This is a genomic window from Sorangium sp. So ce836, from assembly GCF_028553905.1.
Taxonomy (GTDB): domain Bacteria; phylum Myxococcota_A; class Polyangia; order Polyangiales; family Polyangiaceae; genus Sorangium; species Sorangium cellulosum_D.
The window spans coordinates 4,914,864-4,932,045 of the sequence record NZ_CP102233.1; the positions used below are offsets into that span (position 1 = coordinate 4,914,864).

The following is a 17,182-nucleotide window of genomic DNA, read 5'->3' on the forward strand; positions in this document are numbered from 1 at the left end:
ATGGTCTATTTCGTCTCCTCGAACGAGGACGAGCTCGAGGACATGATCCACGCGTGGAAGGACGGCCCGACGCCGCTCCGGGTCCTGCGGCTCGACGTGCCCGAGGTGCTCTCTTCGGATCTCGACGTCGTCGTGCGCGAGAAGGCGCTCGCCGCCTACCGGCTGGCGCTCGTGCCGCTCTTCGTGGAGCACGGCGGGCTGTTCATCGAGCATCTGAACGGCTTTCCGGGGCCGCTCGTGAAGCCGTTCTGGGAGCGGCTGCAAGACCGGATATGCTCCCTCATCCCCCCGGGGACGTCGCGCGCCGCGCGGGTCGTCCAGAAGGTGTGTTACTGCGACGGCCGGACGCTCCGCATCTACACGGGCAGCGTTGTCGGGGAGATCGCCTGCGAGCGGCGGGGCGACGAGGGGATCCACTGGGAGCCGATGTTCATCCCGGCCGGGCACGCGCGGACGCTCGGGCAGATGCCCCGCGCCGAGCGCCTCCGCTGCGCGGCGCGCACCGAGGCCCTGCGGGCGTTCCGGAGCGACATCGGCCTGTGATCGGCGCCGCGCGGCGCCTCCTGCGCACCCAGGGCGACGCGCGCCGCCCGATGGCGCTTGACTTTCGGATCGCCCTGGAGTTCCTAACCGTCCACGACCGCGGCAAAGGGGCGAGCGCCTGGTGTCCGGCGTCTGCTCCCTGCGTCGGAGGTTGTCCTCATTACGCGGAGGAGATCCATGGAATTCAGGCTGCTGGGCGGGTCAGGGTTCAAGGTGCCCGTGCTGAGTCTAGGGACGGGCACGTTCGGCGGAGGCAACGAGTTCTTCCGGGGCTGGGGCGCGACCGACGTGGCCGAGGCGACCCGGCTGGTCGACGTCTCGCTCGAGGCCGGGATGAACATGTTCGATTCGGCCGACATCTACTCCAACGGGCTGGCGGAGGAGATCCTCGGCCAGGCGATCAAGGGCCGGCGCGATCGGGTCATCATCTCCACGAAGTCGACCTTTCGCTTCGGCTCGGGCCCGAACGACGTCGGCTCCTCGCGGCACCACCTGCTCCGGTCGATCGAGGGCAGCTTGCGCCGGCTGCAGACGGACTATATCGACCTCTTTCAGCTGCACGGCTTCGACGCGCTCACGCCGGTCGAGGAGACGCTCGGCGCGCTCGACGACCTCGTGCGGGCGGGGAAGATCCGGTACCTGGGCTGCTCGAACTTCTCCGGCTGGCACCTGATGAAGTCGCTCGCGGTGTCGGAGAAATACGGCCTCTCTCGGTACGTGGCGCATCAGGCGTATTATTCGCTCGTCGCGCGTGACTACGAGTGGGAGCTGATGCCGCTCGCGCTCGACCAGAAGGTCGGCGCGGTGGTCTGGAGCCCGCTCGGCTGGGGGCGCCTCACCGGCAAGATCCGGCGCGGACAGCCGTTGCCGGAGGTCAGCCGGCTCCGGAACAAGCTGGCTGTCGAGGGCGGGCCGCAGATCGATGACGAGTACCTCTATCGGGTGGTCGACGCGCTCGACGAGGTCGCGAAGGAGACGGGCAAGACCGTCCCGCAGATCGCGATCAACTGGCTGCTCCAGCGGCCGAGCGTCGCGAACGTGATCATCGGCGCGCGCAACGAGGAGCAACTTCGCCAGAACCTCGGGGCGGTCGGGTGGTCTCTGACGCCGGAGCAGATCGCGAAGCTGGACGCCGCGAGCAGGACGCCGCTCCCGTACCCCTACTTTCACCAGACCGGGTTCGCCGAGCGAAACCCGTTCCCCGTCGCGGTCTGACCGGTCTGCGCTGGCGGCCGGGGCGAAGGCGTGCACAATCCGCGGCCGTGCTCATCCTCAGCGACTTCGACGGAACCATCACCTGCGCCGACCTGACGAACGAAGTCTGGGACGCCCACCTCCGTTATGACTGGCGGCAGGAGTTGCTCACGCTGTCGGCCAGCGGCCAGATCACGCCGTTCGAGCTCCTGCGGCGCGGCTATGCCGACGTGGATCGCCCGGCGGACGAGCTCCTGGCCTTGCTCCGCCCCCACGCCGGGCTGCGCCCGGGCTTCGAGGAGCTGCTCTCGCTGTGCGCCCGCCGGGGGTGGGTGTTCCATGTGGTCAGCCACGGGCTGCCGTTCTACATCCGCGAGTTCCTGCCGCCGGACACCGCGTTTTCTTGCTTCGATGCCGTCTTCGACGGGCGCTGGCGCGTGACCGTGCCGGAGGCGGTGCAGCTCGGCCCCGACGACGATTTCAAGATCCGCGTCCTCGACCAGCTGAAGGCCGCGACCGGCGAGGCGGCGACCGTCTACATCGGCGACGGTCGGCTGGACTACCCCGCGGCGCGGCGCTGCGATCGTGTGTTCGCGGTGCGGGGCAGCGCCCTCGACGTGCTCTGCGCGCGCGACGGGGTGCCGTGCACGCCGTTCGACAGCTTCACCGAGGTCTGCGCGGCGCTCGACGTCGGCGGCGATCGTCCGTCGGGCGCCGCCCGTGCCGGAGAGCGCTCTCCCGGACGCGGCTGACGCGAGCCGCCTCGGCCCTCGCCCGACCCGACGTCCTCGCCGGGGCTCGAAGGGTCCTGATACGGTCCTATACGGGAGGAGATGGGGGCACCGCAGCGCCAGGCCGGTCAAGCGTGCCAGACGGCGTTGCGGCAAAGCGACCTCCTGCGGTGACCTCACCGTCCGGCGACGGTTTCTTGCTCGTGCAGCGCCGCGGACGATCGATCGGCGGCGGCCCGTGAACCACGCATCACGGCACGAGGCGGGAACAACGCGGGAGCAGCGGCGGTGAACCGGCCAGGGCGTCTGAATCGAGCTCAGGGCCCGTGCCGCATGGCGCGTATGCCGACTGGGTGCTAGGTTGCAGATTTTACGGGCTGTCTTTGCGCAACCGGCGCGCAATCCTCGCGCAACCATGCGCAATTCGCGCAAACAGTGCGCGATCCGGCGACCCAGATGGTTTGAGACAGTGTCTGTTAGCGGTGGTGTACAGTGTGTCTGTACAATGAGTGTGATTGACGAATAACTTGACTTTCGAATCCCATTGGTTAGTTCCTATCCGCTTATCTCGTGCGTGTGAAAGCAACGTAGGAGGCGCTCGTTCGGCTTGTCCGCTGCTTGTCGGTGAACACTCTGCAACCCGTCTGATCGCCTGATCGTTCGGGGCAGCATTTTGTGCTGACATCCGCTCGCCGCGCATCGCCCATGCGAGGCGGCATGCGGCTCAGGGTGGGCGTGGCGCACGTGACCTGCAAACTGCGGCCCTTGCGAGGGGGCCAGCAGAAGGAGATCGGCATGACCAGGCGAATGACCAGCGTGGCATTCCTGCTGTCTGCTGCCGCGTGCAGCGTGGCCCAGGATGATCAGGGGTTGGCAGAGCAGACCGCGGCGAAGGAGACCGCGGTCGAGATCAGTGGCCTCGACGCGGCGTACATCCGCGTGGACGATCGCGGGATGTCCCACGTCACCGCGTGGGACGAGAAGGCGGGTTACGGCGGCCTTTGCTATGCAATGGCGCGCGACCGGCTCTTCCAGATGGACGTGCTGCGCCGGAGCGCAGAGGGGCGCCTCGCGGAGATCTACGGGCCCGGCGAAGACGGCGGCATCCTCGGCCAGGATCTCCTCGCCCGCGCGCAGAACCTGCGCGCGTTCGCGGCGGCGCGCTACGCCGCGGCGGCCTCGCGGACGAAGCGCGCGCTGCAGGGCTGCGCCGCTGGCGTGAACAAGTACATCTCCGAAGCCAAGGCGTCGAGCGGCGGCCTGCCGATCGAGTTCCAGACCCTCGGTTATGAGCCGGCTCCTTGGACGCCCGAGGACAGCGTCCTCGCCTACGTTTACGTCGGTGTCACCTTCGACACCCTGACGTGGTTCACGAAGCTCGAGCGCGCGGCCGTCGCCTCGATCGCGGGGACGGAGGTCGCGACGACGCTGATCAAGGAGGCTGCGGACGAGGTGTCGATGTTCGACGCGCAGGGCAACCTGAACCCGATCTCGAATTACCTCGTGCCGCCCGGCCCGACCTCGCCGTCTGCGACCATCGTGAACCCGCCCCCGCCGACGTGCCTGGCGGGGGCGCGTCAGCTCGCGGAGCAGCTCCGGCGGATGACGCCTGTGAGCGGGCGCGCGAGCAATGCGTGGGCGGTGGACGGGCACCTCACCTCGACCGGGAAGCCCCTCCTCGCGACCGATCCGCACTTCCCCCACGCTACCCCGTCCGCCGTCTACCTGGCCCAGCTCAAGGTGAGCGGGCAGTACAACGTCGCAGGCTGGATGGTGCCCGGGTTCCCCGGGTTCATCAGCGGCCACACCGACAGCATCGCCTGGGTGCCGACGTTCTCGCTCTTCGACAGCGTCGACCTGTACGTGGAGACGCTCCGCCCGGCGAGCGGAGGACGGGAGGAGGTGCTCATCAACGGCCAGTGGAAGCCGGTCACCAAGCGCGTGGAGACCATCCGTGTGAAGGGGCAGCCGGATGTGCAGCGGACGTTCCGCTCGACGCCCCACGGGCCGATCCTCAACGATGGTCTGGACGGGCTGGAGGCGTTCGGGACCCTCGCGCTCAAGTCGACGGCGGGCCAGCCCGAGTGGAAGGTCGACGGCTACTTCGAGATGCCGGCGGCGCAGGGCTGGACGCAGTTCAAGGCGGCGGCGCTGAAGCAGAGCATCGGCTGGAACTTCATCTTCGCGGACTATACGGGCGCGCACGGCCACATCGGCTACCAGAACTCGGGGCTCGCGCCGCAGCGCCAGAGCCCGCTGAACGCGCTCTATCCGGTGCCGGGGACGGGCGGACACGAGTGGACCGGGTACGCCACGAACGCCGAGCTGCCCTCGGTCTACGATCCGCCGTCGCATATCCTGGTGACGGCGAACAACCGGATCGTGCCGCGCAACTACGCGCCGCAGGGGCGGCCGGTGCACCTCGCGAACTACTGGGACATGCCGTGGCGCGCGCAGCGGATCATGACCCGGCTGACGACGGCGACGCAGCCGCTCACGCCGCAGGACATGGCGTCGATCCAGCTCGATACGCAGACCACGATCGGGTTGCCGCTGCGCGACAGCTACCTGGCTGCGCTCGGGCGCGTCGGGCTGCCTGCGGACGATCCGAGCGCCGTCGCGGCGGTGGAGGCCCTGCAGCAGTGGGACGGGAACGCGGCGGCGAGCAGCCGCGGCGCGGCCGTCTACGAGATGCTCACGTTGATCCTGCTGCGCAACACGGTGACGGACGTGATCGGTCCCGACGAGTATGCGTTCTTCGCGCCCAACGTGTTCCTCACGAACCAGCTCAACGGCTTGATGGACGTGCTCGAGAACCCGCGCGCGCCGTATTTCGGCGTCAGCGAGGGCGTGGATCCGGGGGTCGCGCGGGACGAGGCCGTGCGCCGGGCGCTCGGCGAGGCGGACGCGATGCTCCGCGGAGCGCTGGGATCGGACGTGAGCGCGTGGACCTGGGGCGGGATCCACGAGCTGACCTACAACCACCCGCTGGCGAGCGAGGACGAGCGCTTCGATATCGGCACCTTCCCGGCGACCGGCGATGCGGAGACGGTGAACATCGGCGGGTGGTTCGGGAAGGTCGGGATCCTGGCGCTTCCGCCCGGCGAGTTCGAGGCCGCAGGCGGGGTGCGGGGCGCGCTCGACCAGGACTCGCTCAGCGCGACGCGGCTGGTCTGGAACCTCGCCCCGCTCGACGGCTCGCTCGGGGTGATGAGCACCGGTATCAGCGGGGATCCGCGGACGTGCCATTACTCGGATCATGCCGAGGCGTGGAGGTCGGGTCAGATCTTCCCGATGCCGTTCACGTCCGCAGCGATCCCTTGAGTGGACCGCCGCTGGCGGGCGATCCGACGGTGATGGGCCCGTCCTGACAGCGACTCCCTGCCTGCCGCCGGCCGCCGCCGGCCACCTCCCACCTGCGCGCTGCCACCCGCCACCGGTGACCTCGACCCGGGTCGGTGACCTCAACCCGGGTCGGTGACCTCAACCCGGGTCGGTGACCTCGACCCGGGTCGGTGACCCCAACCCGGGTCGGTGACCCCAACCCGGGTCGGTGACCCCACCGGCGACCGACGGACCTCGGTCGCGCTACCGGCCACCGAACCCGGGTGAGGCCCCCGCGGATCAGGCCCCCGCCGGCCAGGGCGCCAGGCACTGCTTGACGTGGCCCGCCGCCGCACCAGACGACGTAGCGATGGCGGCGACCAGCGACCGACCCACGGCATTCCGGAGACCGATGCGGGCACATGACGTGATCCGCATAACGGTTTCTGCGTTCCCGCCTTATAGCCATCAGGGAATCCAGGAGGCCCGCCACGCGGCGGATGCGCGCACCCGGGTTCGTCGTGAGCTCCCTCTCCTGGCGCGAGCCGGATGCGCCATGCTCTTCCCGCTCCGCCACACCGCGCCGCGCGCCCGGTGGACACGTCGAGCGCGCCGCGGTGGCGCCACTCCGCCCTACATTCTCCGCCTCGCCGGCGCAGCGCGCCCCTCCGGCCTCGCCCGCGCGACGACACGGTGCAACGGTGGAGCCGGCGGTCGGCGCCCACGTCGGCCGGCGCTCAGCAGCGCGCGCAGCTCGCCGCTCCCATGCCTGCTGCTCGGCGGGAACGGTCGGTTCATGGATGGAAACGAGGAAACAGGAGACATCACATGACAGAAGCGACACTGGGAGCCGGGGACATCACCGTGAAGGCCTGCGGTATCACCGACCTCGGGCGGGTTCGTAAGAACAACGAGGACACGCTCCTCATCGCGCACCTCACCTCCGTCGCCAAGACCGCGCCGCCTGCCCACGAGGTCACCTTCGAAGCCTCCTATCCCGTCCTGCTCGCCGTCTCCGATGGCATGGGCGGCGCGGCGGCCGGCGAGGTCGCGAGCGCCTTGGTCGTGGAGGCGCTCCGACGGGCGATGGCCTCGGCGCGCGGCAACTGGGACGACGCGACCCTCCAGGCCGTACAGCGCGCCAACCGCGAGGTGTGGCAAGCCGCGCAGCAGCCGGGCCGCCATGGCATGGGAGCGACGCTCACCGCCATCTGCGTGCACGGGACCGAAGCGCACGTCGCCGAGGTGGGCGACTCGCGCGCCTACCTGATCCGCAACGGGCAAATCCTCCAGATCACGCACGACCAGAGCTTCGTGCAGGCGCTCATCGACGCCGGCATGATCCAACCCGAGGAGGCCGAGCAGCACCCGATGAGGAGCATGCTGCTCCAGGCGATGGGCCTCGATCCCGACGTCAAGGCCAGCGTCGCGCGGCTCGATCTGCGGCGCGACGATCGCCTCCTGCTCTGCTCGGACGGGCTCTCGAACAAGCTCTCGGCCGAGGACATGCTCGCCGTGATCGAGCGGGGCCCCTCGATCGAGGCCGCGTGCGAGCGGCTCGTCGCGCTCGCGAACGATCGCGGCGGCGAGGACAACATCACCGCCATCGTCGCCGAGCTGCACGGAGGAGGGCTCACGCCGCCGAGGCGAGGCGAGAAGGCGGCCCAGACGCTCCACACGGTCACCGAGTACGACCCCAGAAAAAAGGCCTGACGTCGAGCCACGTCGGCTCCGCGAGCACCCAGAGAGCGCCCGAGCCCCGCCCGAGCCCCGGTCCACCCGCGCGCCGCGAGGTGACGTCAGGCGCCTCTCCGCGCCGCTCGTCCGCCGCGCGGCGACCACCGGAGAGCGCGCGCTCTCTCTCCGCCGCCGCCGCGCGCGGCGACCGCCGGAGAGCTCGCGCGCGCGCTCGGCTGTGGTACGGGCGGGCGGCAGGCAGGAGAGCGCGCATGGTCCCGGGGAGCTTTCGCGGTGTGGCCTTCGATCTGGACGGGACCCTGCTGCGGTCCGATCACGCGATCTCGCCGGAGATGCGGTCGCTGTGCTCGGCGCTCACCGGGCGAGGGCTGCTGGTGACGCTGATCAGCTCGCGCCCCCCTCGCTCCGTGGAGCAGATCGCCGCCAGCCTGGGGCTTGCGGGCCCGTGGGCAGCGCTGAACGGCGCCTTCGTCGTCGGCTCCGGCGGGGAGAGCCTCGGCCGCTCACCCCTGCCGGAAGCCACCGTCGACCACATCCTGGCGCGCTACGGACGCGACGAGCGGATCAGCCTGAACCTCTACGCCGGCTTCGACTGGATCGTTCAGGCCATGGACCGGCGCGTCAGGGCCGAGGCCGACATCGTGGGCTTCGCGCCCATCGTCGATGTCGGCTTCGCGAGCCGCCCCGCGACCGAGAAGCTCCTGATGATCACCGACGAAGGAAGCCGCGAGAACGCTCGGCTGGCCGAGGAGCTCGCGGCGCTCGACGACGGCATCGCGGTCGCGCGCTCGAAGGACAACTACATCGAGATCACGCGCCGCGAGATCGACAAGGGGCGCGCGCTCGCGCTCATCGCGGCCAGCCGAGGGCTGTCCGCGCGCGAGATGGTCGCCGCCGGCGACGGCGAGAACGACATTCCCATGCTGAAGGCCTGCGGTCTTCCGATCGCGATGGGCCACGGCCCGCAACCGCTCAAGGAGGCGGCGGAGCTGATCGTCGGCAGCAACGACGACAGCTCCCTCACCGACGCGATCGGCCGCATCTTCGGGGCCGCTCCGGCGCGCTAGCTCGCGCGGCGTCGGCCTGCCCACGGCGCGCTGGTCGCCTCGGCGCGACGCGCAGGCGTTCCTTCTGGTATGTAAATTTCTACACACGAGGGGGTGCGTTTCTATGCTTGGACGAGCGCTGAAGGCGCACATCACCGCGTTGGTCGTGGCGCCGCTCTCCGTGCTGCTGCTTCACTGCGGCGGCGACGAGTCCACGGAGCCGGTGAAGAACACCACCGGCTCCGCGACGACATCCTCCGCCGCGACGGGCGGCGGCGACGGCGGAGCGGCCGGCGGCGGGGGCGGCGGGGGCGATGGCGGCAGCGGCGCGCTCCCCGACCTCGATCCGACGCTCGAGTGGTACGGCGACAACCGGCAGCGGCTCGACGCCATGATCGACGAGCACGGCGTCTCCAGCCCCGCCTATGACCCCGACCGGAAGCCGGTCGCCGTGTTCGACTGGGACAACACCGTCATCAAGAACGACGTCGGCGACGCGACGATGTTCTGGATGCTCCGGAACGACAAGATCCTCCAGCCGCCGGACGGGAACTGGGCGTTCACGAGCCCTTACCTCACGGCCGCCGCGGTCTCCTCGCTCGGCGAGGCGTGCGGCGCGGCCGCCGAGCCGGGCGAGCCGCTGCCGACGAGCTCCATGGCCGCCTGCGCCGACGAGATCCTCAGCGTCTATGTCGACGGGGAGACCACCGGCGGCGACGCGGCCTTCGACGGTTACGACCGCCGCACCCTGGAGCCAGCTTACGCCTGGTTCGCCCAGCTCGGCGCGGGCCGCGCGCCCGACGAGATCGCGGCGTTCGCCGCCGCGGCGATCGACGAGAACCTGGCGGCGGACGAGGGGGCCGTCCAGACGATCGGGACGCGCGCGGGGCTGACCGCCTGGCTCCGGATCTACGCGCCGATCCGGGACCTGATCGACGTGCTGCAAAAGAACGGCTTCGACGTCTGGGTGGTGTCCGCCTCACCGCAGTTCGTGGTCGAGCCGTTCGCGGCGAAGGTGAACATCGCCGCGGACCGGGTGATCGGCATCCGGCAGGTGACGACCGAGGACGGCGCGCTGACGTCCAACTTGCAGGGGTGCGGTCCGATCCCCGACGGCACCAACGACGGCGCCGGCGAGTTCTCGGGGAACAGCCTGATCACCTACATCGAGGGGAAGCGGTGCTGGATCAACCAGGTGATCTTCGGCGCGTCGGGCCCCGCCGCGCTCGAGAAGAACCCGGACGCGTCGCAGCGCCAGGTCTTCGGGGCGGGCGACTCGGACACCGATCTGAGCTTCCTCCAGGACGCCACCGGCCTCAGGCTCGCGATCAACCGCAACAAGAAAGAGCTGATGTGCAACGCGTACAGGAACTACGCGGGCACCTGGCTGATCAACCCGATGTTCATCGCGCCCAAGGGCCACCTCGCCTCGGGTTACCCGTGCTCGACCACCGCCTGCGTGGACGAGGACGGCGCCGCGGCCCCGTGCCTCGACGAGGCCGGCGCGGTCATCCCCGACCAGGCCGACAACGTCTACTGATATCGAACGCTCGCCGCCGCCCGGCGCGGGGAGCCGGGCCGCCGCGGCGCGCGGCGGTCAGATGTGCTTCGGCGGGTTCAGCTTGTCGCTCGCCGACTTCCCCTGAACGAGCGCCTTCGCCTTCTCGTAAAGGATCCGGAGCCGCCCGCCCTCGGGCTCCCAGTACTCGGCGCGCTCCACGTACAGCTTCAGGATGGCGGCGTGCGGGTGATCGGGGCCGCCGGGCAGCCACGCCTTCCACGAGGGCTTCCAGAGGCTCCGGATCTTCTCCTCGTTCCTGTCGAGCGTCGCGCGCGCCGAGATCGAGATGTACGCCCGATCCCGCGGCCGGTAGCAGCAGACCGCCACCTGGTGCTCGCGGACGATCTCGCCGGTCTTCGGCGTCTCGTCGTGCGTCACGAACCAGAGATCGCAGTCCATCAGCTCGGCCGGCTCCTGGATCTCCATCGGCCGACCCCGCATCAGCCCCTCCGGGGTCATGGTGACGAGCATGGCCGTGTCGAACTCCCTGAGCATCGCGTGCAGCTCACCCATGGATCCGCTGGCCTGAGCCCTGGCTCCTGGCTCTCCACCCTGGTGTTGCTCTCCGCTCTGGTGTTGCATGCGGAAAAGCTGCTCCGCGCGCGCTCCCCCGCCAAGCAAGGGCGCGCCCGGACCCGCCTGCGCCGCGGCCCGTCGGCGCTCCGGGGCGGCCCGAGGCGCCGCGCGCGGCCCGACGGTCCAGGCGGCTCCCTACGCGAAGTTTTGCGCAGTCGGCTGCGCGATGCGACGCCTTGAAGCGCGTCCGCTCGGCAGACGTGGCCCTGGCCTGCTGCGGGAAGTGCCAATCTGCGAATGGCCATGAGCGGCACGAGCCGTGCTTTGCCGGGTCACGACCCCACTCCGCCAGCAGGCTCCGCCATGACCGCGTTTTGCGACGAACTCGACGACCGCGTCCCCGCCGTCCCGATCCGGGAAGACATCGCCCGGCTCCGGGAGGATTTCCTCGTGCTCGCCGCGCACGAGATCAGGACGCCTGTCACCTCGCTCCTCCTGCAGCTCCAGCTGACGAAGCGGATGAGCGAGCGTGAGCCGGAGAACACGCCGGCGTGGGCGGCGGCGATGCTGGCCGTCTTCGACCGTCAGCTCGGTCGGCTCGCCCGGCTGTGCGACGACATGTTCCAGGTCCGGCGCGCCGAGCCGGCCCAGCGCGCGCCGGCCCGCTCGCCGGTCGATCTCGTCGCCCTCGTCCGTGAGGTGGTGGCGGCGGCGGTCGCGCATCGGCCGGTCGCGTGCGGCGCCATCGCGGTCGCGGCCGAGGGCGCCGTCATCGGCCGCTGGGACCGATCCCAGATCGAGCGCATGGCGTTCCACCTCATCAAGAACGCGCTCACCTTCGGCGAGGGCAAGCCGATCGCGATCGAGGTGCGCGCGACGCGCGCGCGGGCGCGGCTCATCGTGCGCGACCACGGCATGGGGATCGCGCGGGAGGACCACGAGCGGATCTTCGCGCGCTTCGAGCGGGCGGTCCCGGCGGAGCGCTTCGGCGGCCTGGGGCTCGGCCTCTACATCGCGCACGCCGCGGCGCGCGCGCACGGCGGCGCGATCCGCGTGGAGAGCGAGCTGGGTCGGGGCGCTGTGTTCATCGTCGATCTCCCCCTCGCGCCGCGGCCGCTGGGGCGCGAGCGCGCGGCGCGCGCGGGCCGGGCGCGCCCGTCGCGGCGCGGCCTCGCCCGGCGGCCGCCCGAGCTGCCGCTGAGCGCGCACCTCAAGCTGGCGCACGTCAAGCACGCGCACCACCGCGCGCAGCGGCCGCACTAGGCCGGCCGCGGTCGGCTCACCCGTCGAGGAAGCGCACGAGCAGGCGCAGGCCCGTCTCCTGGCTCTTCTCGGGGTGGAATTGCGTCGCGGTGACGTTGTCCCGCTCGATCGCCGCGGTGATCCGGTGCGGGCCGTGCTCCGTCGTCGCCGCGACCAGCGCCGGGTCGCGCGGGACGGCGTGGTAGCTGTGGACGAAGTAGACGAACGGGCTCTCGCCGGCGAACACGCCGAGCGGGCCCGCCACGTCGCGCGTGATCGCGATGCGGTTCCACCCCATGTGGGGGATCTTGATCCCGACCCACGGCCCGCCGGCCGCCGCCGTCGCCTCGGCCGCGCTCGGCTGAGGGGTGAGGCGCTGGACGGTGCCGGGGAACACGCCGAGCCCCCGCGCGCCCTCCGCCTCCTCGCTCGAGTCGAAGAGCGCCTGCATGCCGAGGCAGATGCCGAGGTACGGCGTCCCCTTGCGGATCTGCTCGCGCAGCGCCTCGCCGATGCCGCTCTGCAGCGCGGCCGCGCAGTCGCGGAAGGCGCCCTGGCCTGGCACCACCACCTTGTCGGCCCGCGCGATGACCTCCGGATCGCCCGTGCGCGTCACCGCGCACGGCGCGCCGGCGTCCCCGGCGGCCTGGAGCAGCGCGCGCTCGACGGAGCGCAGGTTGCCCATCCCGAAATCCACGAGAGCGATCGATTGCATGGGTCAGAGGCTCCCCTTGGTGGACGGGATGCCCGCGACGCGCGGCTCGATGCGCGTCGCCTTCATCAGCGCCTTGGCGAAGGATTTGAAGCAGATCTCGACGATGTGGTGCAGGTTGTCCCCCTCGAGGAGGCGGACGTGGAGGTTCGCGCCCACGCCGCGCGCGAAGCCCTCGAAGAACACGGGCGCGAGCTCGACGTCCCAGGTGCCGAGCTTCGCCTTGGGCAGCGGCACGCGCCAGACGAAGTACGGCCTGCCGGAGAGGTCCAGCGCGCACTGCGCGAGCGCCTCGTCCATGGGGAGCGTCGCCTCGCCGTAGCGCGCGATGCCCGCCTTGTCGCCAAGCGCCTGCTGCACGGCCGCGCCCAGGGTGATGCCGCAGTCCTCGGTGGTGTGATGGCCGTCGATCTCGACGTCGCCCTCGGCGTGGATGGTGAGGTCGAACAGGCCGTGGCGGGCGATCTGATCGAGCATGTGCGTGAGGAAGGGGAGCGGCGTCCTGATCGACGAGCGGCCCTGGCCGTCGAGATCGATCTCGATGCGGATGTCGGTCTCGCGCGTCTTGCGCTCGACTTTGGCGATGCGGGGCATGGCGCGTAGGGTAGTCGCCCCGGCCGGGGATGGGGAGCGCCACGGATGAGCCGGTCGCCCGGCTCGCCCCTCCTGGCCGGGCGCGTGGTCGCCCGAAGCGCGGCGCCCAGCGCGCGGCGACCAAGCGCCTCGACCGGGCGTGACCGGCCGAGGCGAGGTCTTGGATGCGAGCGCCGGATGGAATAAGGTGGCCCCCTGGATAACGTGGCGATGGTGGCGCCCTGAAGGCAGCCCCAGGCAGGAGCGTCCGTGAGCGCACCGGTTGCCGAAGGTCAAATTCTGTCGGGGAAATACCGGGTCGAGCGCATCCTCGGGCAAGGCGGCATGGGCGTCGTCGTCGCCGCCTTGCACGAGCAGCTCCACCAGCGGGTCGCCATCAAGATGCTCCACCCCGGCGCGAGCGCCGATATGGTGGAGCGCTTCGTGCGCGAGGCGCGCGCGGCGGTGCGCCTGAAGAGCGAGCACGTCGCGCGCGTGCTCGACGTCGGGACGCTCGAGACCGGCGCGCCGTTCATGGTGATGGAGTACCTGGACGGGAGCGACCTGCAGGAGACGCTGCGGCAGCGCGGCCCGCTCGAGCTGGAGGAGGCCGTGGGCTACGTGCTCGAGGCCTGCGAGGCCATCGCCGAGGCGCACGCGGCCGGCATCATCCACCGCGATCTCAAGCCGGCGAACCTCTTCCTCACGCGCGGGGCCGACGGCAGCGGCATGGTGAAGGTGCTCGACTTCGGGATCTCCAAGGCGCTCGCCGACCCGTCCGCGGCCGGGACCGAGCCGGAGCTCGGGCTGACGAAGACGGCGATGGTCCTCGGCTCGCCGCTCTACATGGCGCCGGAGCAGATGCGCTCGGCGCGCACGGTGGACACGCGCGCGGACATCTGGTCGATGGGCGCCATCCTCTACCAGCTGCTCACGGCGCGGGTGCCCTTCGACGCGACCTCGCTGTCCGAGCTCATCCTGATGATCAACACCGAGCCGCCGCCGCCGCCGAGCACCTACCGGCGCGATCTGCCGCCGGGCCTGGAGGCGGCGATCCTGCGCTGCCTCGAGAGGGACGTCGCGAAGCGCTTCAAGTCCGTCGCCGAGCTCGCGGGCGCCATCGTCGATTTCGGCCCTCCGCTCGCGCTCGCGTCGCTGGAGCGGATCGAGCGGACGCTGGGGCTCGTGCCCGCGGTCGCCTGGCGCGACCGGGCCAGCGCGGCGCGCGATCGGAGGAGCATCCCCCCGTGGCCGACGGCGCAGGACCGGATGAGCGGCGTGCCGGCAGGGACCGCGCAGGACCGGATGAGCGGCGTGCCGGCGGCGACCGCGCAGGACCGGATGAGCGGCGTGCCGGCGGCGACCGCGCAGGGGCGGTCCAGCGCGCCGCCCGCCGCCGCGACCGCAGGCGCCGCGGTCGGCCCCACGGCGGGCACGGCTCCGGGCTGGACGGCCGCGGGGTCCGCGCCTTCTGGGCGCAGGCGGACCGGCGTGGTGCTCGCGATCGCCGGGGTGGGCGTCGCGGCGGCGCTCGGCGGGGTGCTGCGCTTCGCCACGTTCCGCGGCAACGCGGCGGATCCGCCGGTCGAGCCGCTGGCCGCGAGCACCTCGGCCGAGCCGCCGGCGGTCGCGACGACGGCCGCACCGCCTCCGCCGGAAGTCACCGCCGTGACCACGGCGGCGCCGCCGACGGCCTCGGCGCCGCCGACGGCCTCGGCGCCACCGACGGCCTCGGCGCCCTCGTCGAACCCCACGACGCCGACGGCCACGACGGCGACCGCGAAGGCGCCGCCGACGGCCACCGCCACGGCGCCTCGGCCGAGGGTCCCCACGGCGGCTTCGACCCCGGCCGCCGCGACGGCGGCGCCCTCGGCCGCGTCGCCCCCGACGTCGCAGGGGGACGGCAGCCGCAGCGTCTTCGATGTGCTGAACGACAAAGGGAAGCCCAGATGATTTGGCCTGGAAGCGAACGGCTCCCGCTGCGGAGCCGCGCCAGCTTGCGCGTCTGCGCCGCGCTCGCGCTCGGCAGCGCCGCGCTGACGGGGCTCGCGCCCGCGGCGGCCCAGCCGGCGCCGCCGGCGGCGAAGCCTGCGCCCGCGGCGGCCCAGCCCGCGACGGCCGCCGGTTCCGCGGCTCCGCCGGCGCCTCCGGGCGGCGCGCCTGCCGCGAGCGCTGCCCCGCAGGGGCCGCTGTCCGAGACCCTCACGGGGGAGGCCAAGGCCGAGTACGAGGCCGCGCGCATCCTCTTCGGCGACGGCGACTTCCGCAACGCCATCATCAAGTTCGAGCGCGCCTACGAGCTCTCCCGCGACCCGCGGCTGCTCTGGAACATCGCCCTCTGCCAGAAGAACCTGCAGCGCTACGCGCGCCTGCTCGGAACGGTCGAGAAGCTCCTCCAGGACGCGGGCCCGCAGCTCTCGGAGCAGGATCGCAAGGACGCCGCGGCGCTCATCGAGGCGACGAAGGCGTACGTGAGCCGCCTCGAGCTCCGGGCCAGCGAGGCGGGCGCCACCGTCTTCGTCGACGGCGAGGAGGTCGGTCAGACCCCGCTGCGCGCGCCCGTCCTGCTCGACGTCGGCACCCGGAAGATCCGGGTGACCAAGAAGGGCTTCGAGGCCTTCGAGGTCGCGCAGCAGGTGCCGGGCGGCGGCGTCGTCACCGTCGCGGCCGCGCTCGAGAAAGAGGTCCACGAGGGGCGGCTCATCGTCGCGGCGCCGGCGAACGCCGTCATCTCGATCGACGGCCGCGTGGTCGGCCGCGGCAGCTACGACGGCCCGGTGCCGAGCGGCGGCCACACGCTCCGCGTCACGGCGTCCGACATGGTGTCGCACCAGTCCGAGGTCATGATCTACGACAACCAGACGCGCCGCGTGCAGGTCTCGCTGCAGCCGGCGCCCAAGAAGAGCAACATCGAGCAATGGATCTGGATCGGCGGCGGCGTGGCCGTGCTCACGGGCGCGCTCCTGGTCGGCCTGGGCGTCTTCGCGTCGGAGCCGCCGGTCAACGGCAACCTGTCGCCCGGCTCGGTCGCCCTGTCCGCGCGGGGCGGCGCCTCGTTCTCGATCCCCCTCGGGGGCGGCCGATGAGCCGCGCCCGCGGGCTCGCGCTCGCCGCGCTCGCGGCGCTCGCGTGCGGAGGCTGCGGGGAGGTGGACGAGATCGTCGTCGCCATCTCGACGGATCTCGCCGTGCCGAAGGACTTCGATGTCCTTCAGGTCCAGGTGTTCAAGGGGGTCGACGGCAAGTTCAGCCGCGCTTATCGGCGGCTCGGCGCGTCTGATGCCGAGGCGAGATTCCCGGCGACCATCGGGGTTTTCTCCTCGGATGCCGGGGGTGAATCCATCACGATCAAGGTCGCCGCCCGCATCAAGGAAGATACCGGCGGGGTGCGCATCCTGCGGGAGGTGGTCACGACCATCCCGAAGGATCGCGTCGCGTTGCTCACCGTACCGCTCGACTTTCTCTGCGACGGCTCCGGGGCGAACGCTGGGCCCGACGTCGAGAACACGTGCGGCGAGGGCAAGACTTGCGTGGCGGGGACGTGCGTGTCGAACGAGATCGACTCGAGCACGCTACCCAACTATTCGCGCGGCGACGTCTACGGCGGCGGGGACGGGGAGTGCTTCGACGTGACGGTCTGCTTCGCGGAGGCGACGCCAGCGGAGGTCGACACGGCGGGGTGCACGATCGCCGGCGACGGCGCGGCCCCGCGGAACGTGGCGCTCGAGACAGCCGGAGGCGACGGCATCTGCGACGGCGATGCGGGGGACGAGGACCGCCGCTGTCTGGTGGCGCTCAACGCCGACAGCGACAACGGCTTCCAGGTGGTGGACGACGGGCGGATCCAGCTGCCGCCGGCGGTGTGCGACCAGATGGCGCAAAAGAAGATCGCGGCCGTGCTGACGGCGCCCGCGACGGGTTGCGCCCAGAAGACCGCGGGGCTGCCGACGTGCGGGTCGTGGCTCGCGTCGGGGTCCGAGGAGCCCTGACCGAGGGGCCATCGCTGCGGGGATAGCGCCCAGCGGTGTCAGCGCCGCGGGAGA

Annotated in this window: 14 protein-coding genes; 11 read left to right on the plus strand and 3 right to left on the minus strand. The window is 71.5% G+C overall.

The features are described 5' to 3' along the window. The 7 genes from NQZ70_RS17950 (at position 1) to NQZ70_RS17980 (ending at position 10,076) form a co-directional block, all read left to right on the plus strand. On the plus strand, positions 1-543 hold the full coding sequence (locus NQZ70_RS17950) for a non-canonical purine NTP pyrophosphatase (protein WP_129575305.1): 543 nt from the start codon (positions 1-3) through the stop codon (positions 541-543). Positions 544-720: 177 nt separating this feature from the next. Further along, positions 721-1,758 carry an aldo/keto reductase gene (locus NQZ70_RS17955; RefSeq protein WP_129575306.1) on the plus strand — a complete coding sequence of 346 codons (1,038 nt, stop codon included), beginning with the start codon at positions 721-723 and terminating at the stop codon, positions 1,756-1,758. A 47-nt stretch (positions 1,759-1,805) separates the two neighbouring features. After that, on the plus strand, positions 1,806-2,489 hold the full coding sequence (locus tag NQZ70_RS17960) for an HAD-IB family phosphatase (protein WP_129575307.1): 684 nt from the start codon (positions 1,806-1,808) through the stop codon (positions 2,487-2,489). A gap of 774 nt (positions 2,490-3,263) precedes the next feature. Beyond that, a complete protein-coding gene (locus tag NQZ70_RS17965; RefSeq protein ID WP_237245393.1) occupies positions 3,264-5,792 on the plus strand; it encodes a penicillin acylase family protein in 2,529 nt (842 codons plus the stop codon). An 828-nt stretch (positions 5,793-6,620) separates the two neighbouring features. Next, entirely contained in the window at positions 6,621-7,505 is an 885-nt protein-coding gene (locus NQZ70_RS17970; protein ID WP_165374029.1) for a PP2C family serine/threonine-protein phosphatase, read from the plus strand. A 260-nt stretch (positions 7,506-7,765) separates the two neighbouring features. Next, complete coding sequence (locus tag NQZ70_RS17975) at positions 7,766-8,557, plus strand: Cof-type HAD-IIB family hydrolase (RefSeq protein ID WP_165374030.1); 792 nt, start codon at positions 7,766-7,768, stop codon at positions 8,555-8,557. Between the two features lie 103 nt (positions 8,558-8,660). After that, complete coding sequence (locus NQZ70_RS17980; protein WP_207217881.1) at positions 8,661-10,076, plus strand: HAD family phosphatase; 1,416 nt, start codon at positions 8,661-8,663, stop codon at positions 10,074-10,076. Positions 10,077-10,133: 57 nt separating this feature from the next. Here NQZ70_RS17980 and NQZ70_RS17985 read toward each other — a convergent pair whose 3' ends face one another. Further along, positions 10,134-10,610, minus strand: a complete 477-nt coding sequence (locus tag NQZ70_RS17985; protein ID WP_129575310.1) for a pyridoxamine 5'-phosphate oxidase family protein — start codon at positions 10,608-10,610, stop codon at positions 10,134-10,136. Positions 10,611-10,976: 366 nt separating this feature from the next. On the opposite strand from NQZ70_RS17985, the gene NQZ70_RS17990 reads away from it, so the two are divergent. Further along, the gene (locus tag NQZ70_RS17990; RefSeq protein ID WP_129575311.1) at positions 10,977-11,876 is read left to right on the plus strand and encodes a sensor histidine kinase KdpD; all 900 of its coding nucleotides are present in this window, start codon (positions 10,977-10,979) and stop codon (positions 11,874-11,876) included. A 16-nt stretch (positions 11,877-11,892) separates the two neighbouring features. Here NQZ70_RS17990 and hisH read toward each other — a convergent pair whose 3' ends face one another. After that, positions 11,893-12,570 carry an imidazole glycerol phosphate synthase subunit HisH gene (gene hisH / locus NQZ70_RS17995; RefSeq protein ID WP_129575312.1) on the minus strand — a complete coding sequence of 226 codons (678 nt, stop codon included), beginning with the start codon at positions 12,568-12,570 and terminating at the stop codon, positions 11,893-11,895. 3 nt (positions 12,571-12,573) lie between these two features. Further along, on the minus strand, positions 12,574-13,161 hold the full coding sequence (gene hisB / locus NQZ70_RS18000) for an imidazoleglycerol-phosphate dehydratase HisB (RefSeq protein WP_020735415.1): 588 nt from the start codon (positions 13,159-13,161) through the stop codon (positions 12,574-12,576). 249 nt (positions 13,162-13,410) lie between these two features. On the opposite strand from hisB, the gene NQZ70_RS18005 reads away from it, so the two are divergent. The 3 genes from NQZ70_RS18005 to NQZ70_RS18015 are packed head-to-tail and all read left to right on the plus strand — an operon-like array spanning position 13,411 to position 17,128. After that, on the plus strand, positions 13,411-15,093 hold the full coding sequence (locus NQZ70_RS18005) for a serine/threonine-protein kinase (protein WP_129575313.1): 1,683 nt from the start codon (positions 13,411-13,413) through the stop codon (positions 15,091-15,093). After that, on the plus strand, positions 15,090-16,226 hold the full coding sequence (locus tag NQZ70_RS18010; protein ID WP_129575314.1) for a PEGA domain-containing protein: 1,137 nt from the start codon (positions 15,090-15,092) through the stop codon (positions 16,224-16,226). The genes NQZ70_RS18005 and NQZ70_RS18010 overlap by 4 nt, the downstream gene beginning before the upstream one ends. Then, complete coding sequence (locus tag NQZ70_RS18015; protein WP_129575315.1) at positions 16,223-17,128, plus strand: hypothetical protein; 906 nt, start codon at positions 16,223-16,225, stop codon at positions 17,126-17,128. Before NQZ70_RS18010 ends, NQZ70_RS18015 begins: the two co-directional genes overlap by 4 nt. The last annotated feature ends 54 nt before the right edge of the window (positions 17,129-17,182 follow it).

Coding starts and splice junctions, on each gene's coding strand:
- NQZ70_RS17970 (WP_165374029.1), top strand. CDS start 6,621: ATGACAGAAGCGACACTGGGAGCCGGGGACATCACCGTGAAGGCCTGC.
- NQZ70_RS18015 (WP_129575315.1), top strand. CDS start 16,223: ATGAGCCGCGCCCGCGGGCTCGCGCTCGCCGCGCTCGCGGCGCTCGCG.
- NQZ70_RS17955 (WP_129575306.1), top strand. CDS start 721: ATGGAATTCAGGCTGCTGGGCGGGTCAGGGTTCAAGGTGCCCGTGCTG.
- NQZ70_RS18010 (WP_129575314.1), top strand. CDS start 15,090: ATGATTTGGCCTGGAAGCGAACGGCTCCCGCTGCGGAGCCGCGCCAGC.
- NQZ70_RS17965 (WP_237245393.1), top strand. CDS start 3,264: ATGACCAGGCGAATGACCAGCGTGGCATTCCTGCTGTCTGCTGCCGCG.
- hisH (WP_129575312.1), bottom strand. CDS start 12,570: ATGCAATCGATCGCTCTCGTGGATTTCGGGATGGGCAACCTGCGCTCC.
- NQZ70_RS17990 (WP_129575311.1), top strand. CDS start 10,977: ATGACCGCGTTTTGCGACGAACTCGACGACCGCGTCCCCGCCGTCCCG.
- NQZ70_RS17950 (WP_129575305.1), top strand. CDS start 1: ATGGTCTATTTCGTCTCCTCGAACGAGGACGAGCTCGAGGACATGATC.
- NQZ70_RS17980 (WP_207217881.1), top strand. CDS start 8,661: ATGCTTGGACGAGCGCTGAAGGCGCACATCACCGCGTTGGTCGTGGCG.
- hisB (WP_020735415.1), bottom strand. CDS start 13,161: ATGCCCCGCATCGCCAAAGTCGAGCGCAAGACGCGCGAGACCGACATC.
- NQZ70_RS17985 (WP_129575310.1), bottom strand. CDS start 10,610: ATGGGTGAGCTGCACGCGATGCTCAGGGAGTTCGACACGGCCATGCTC.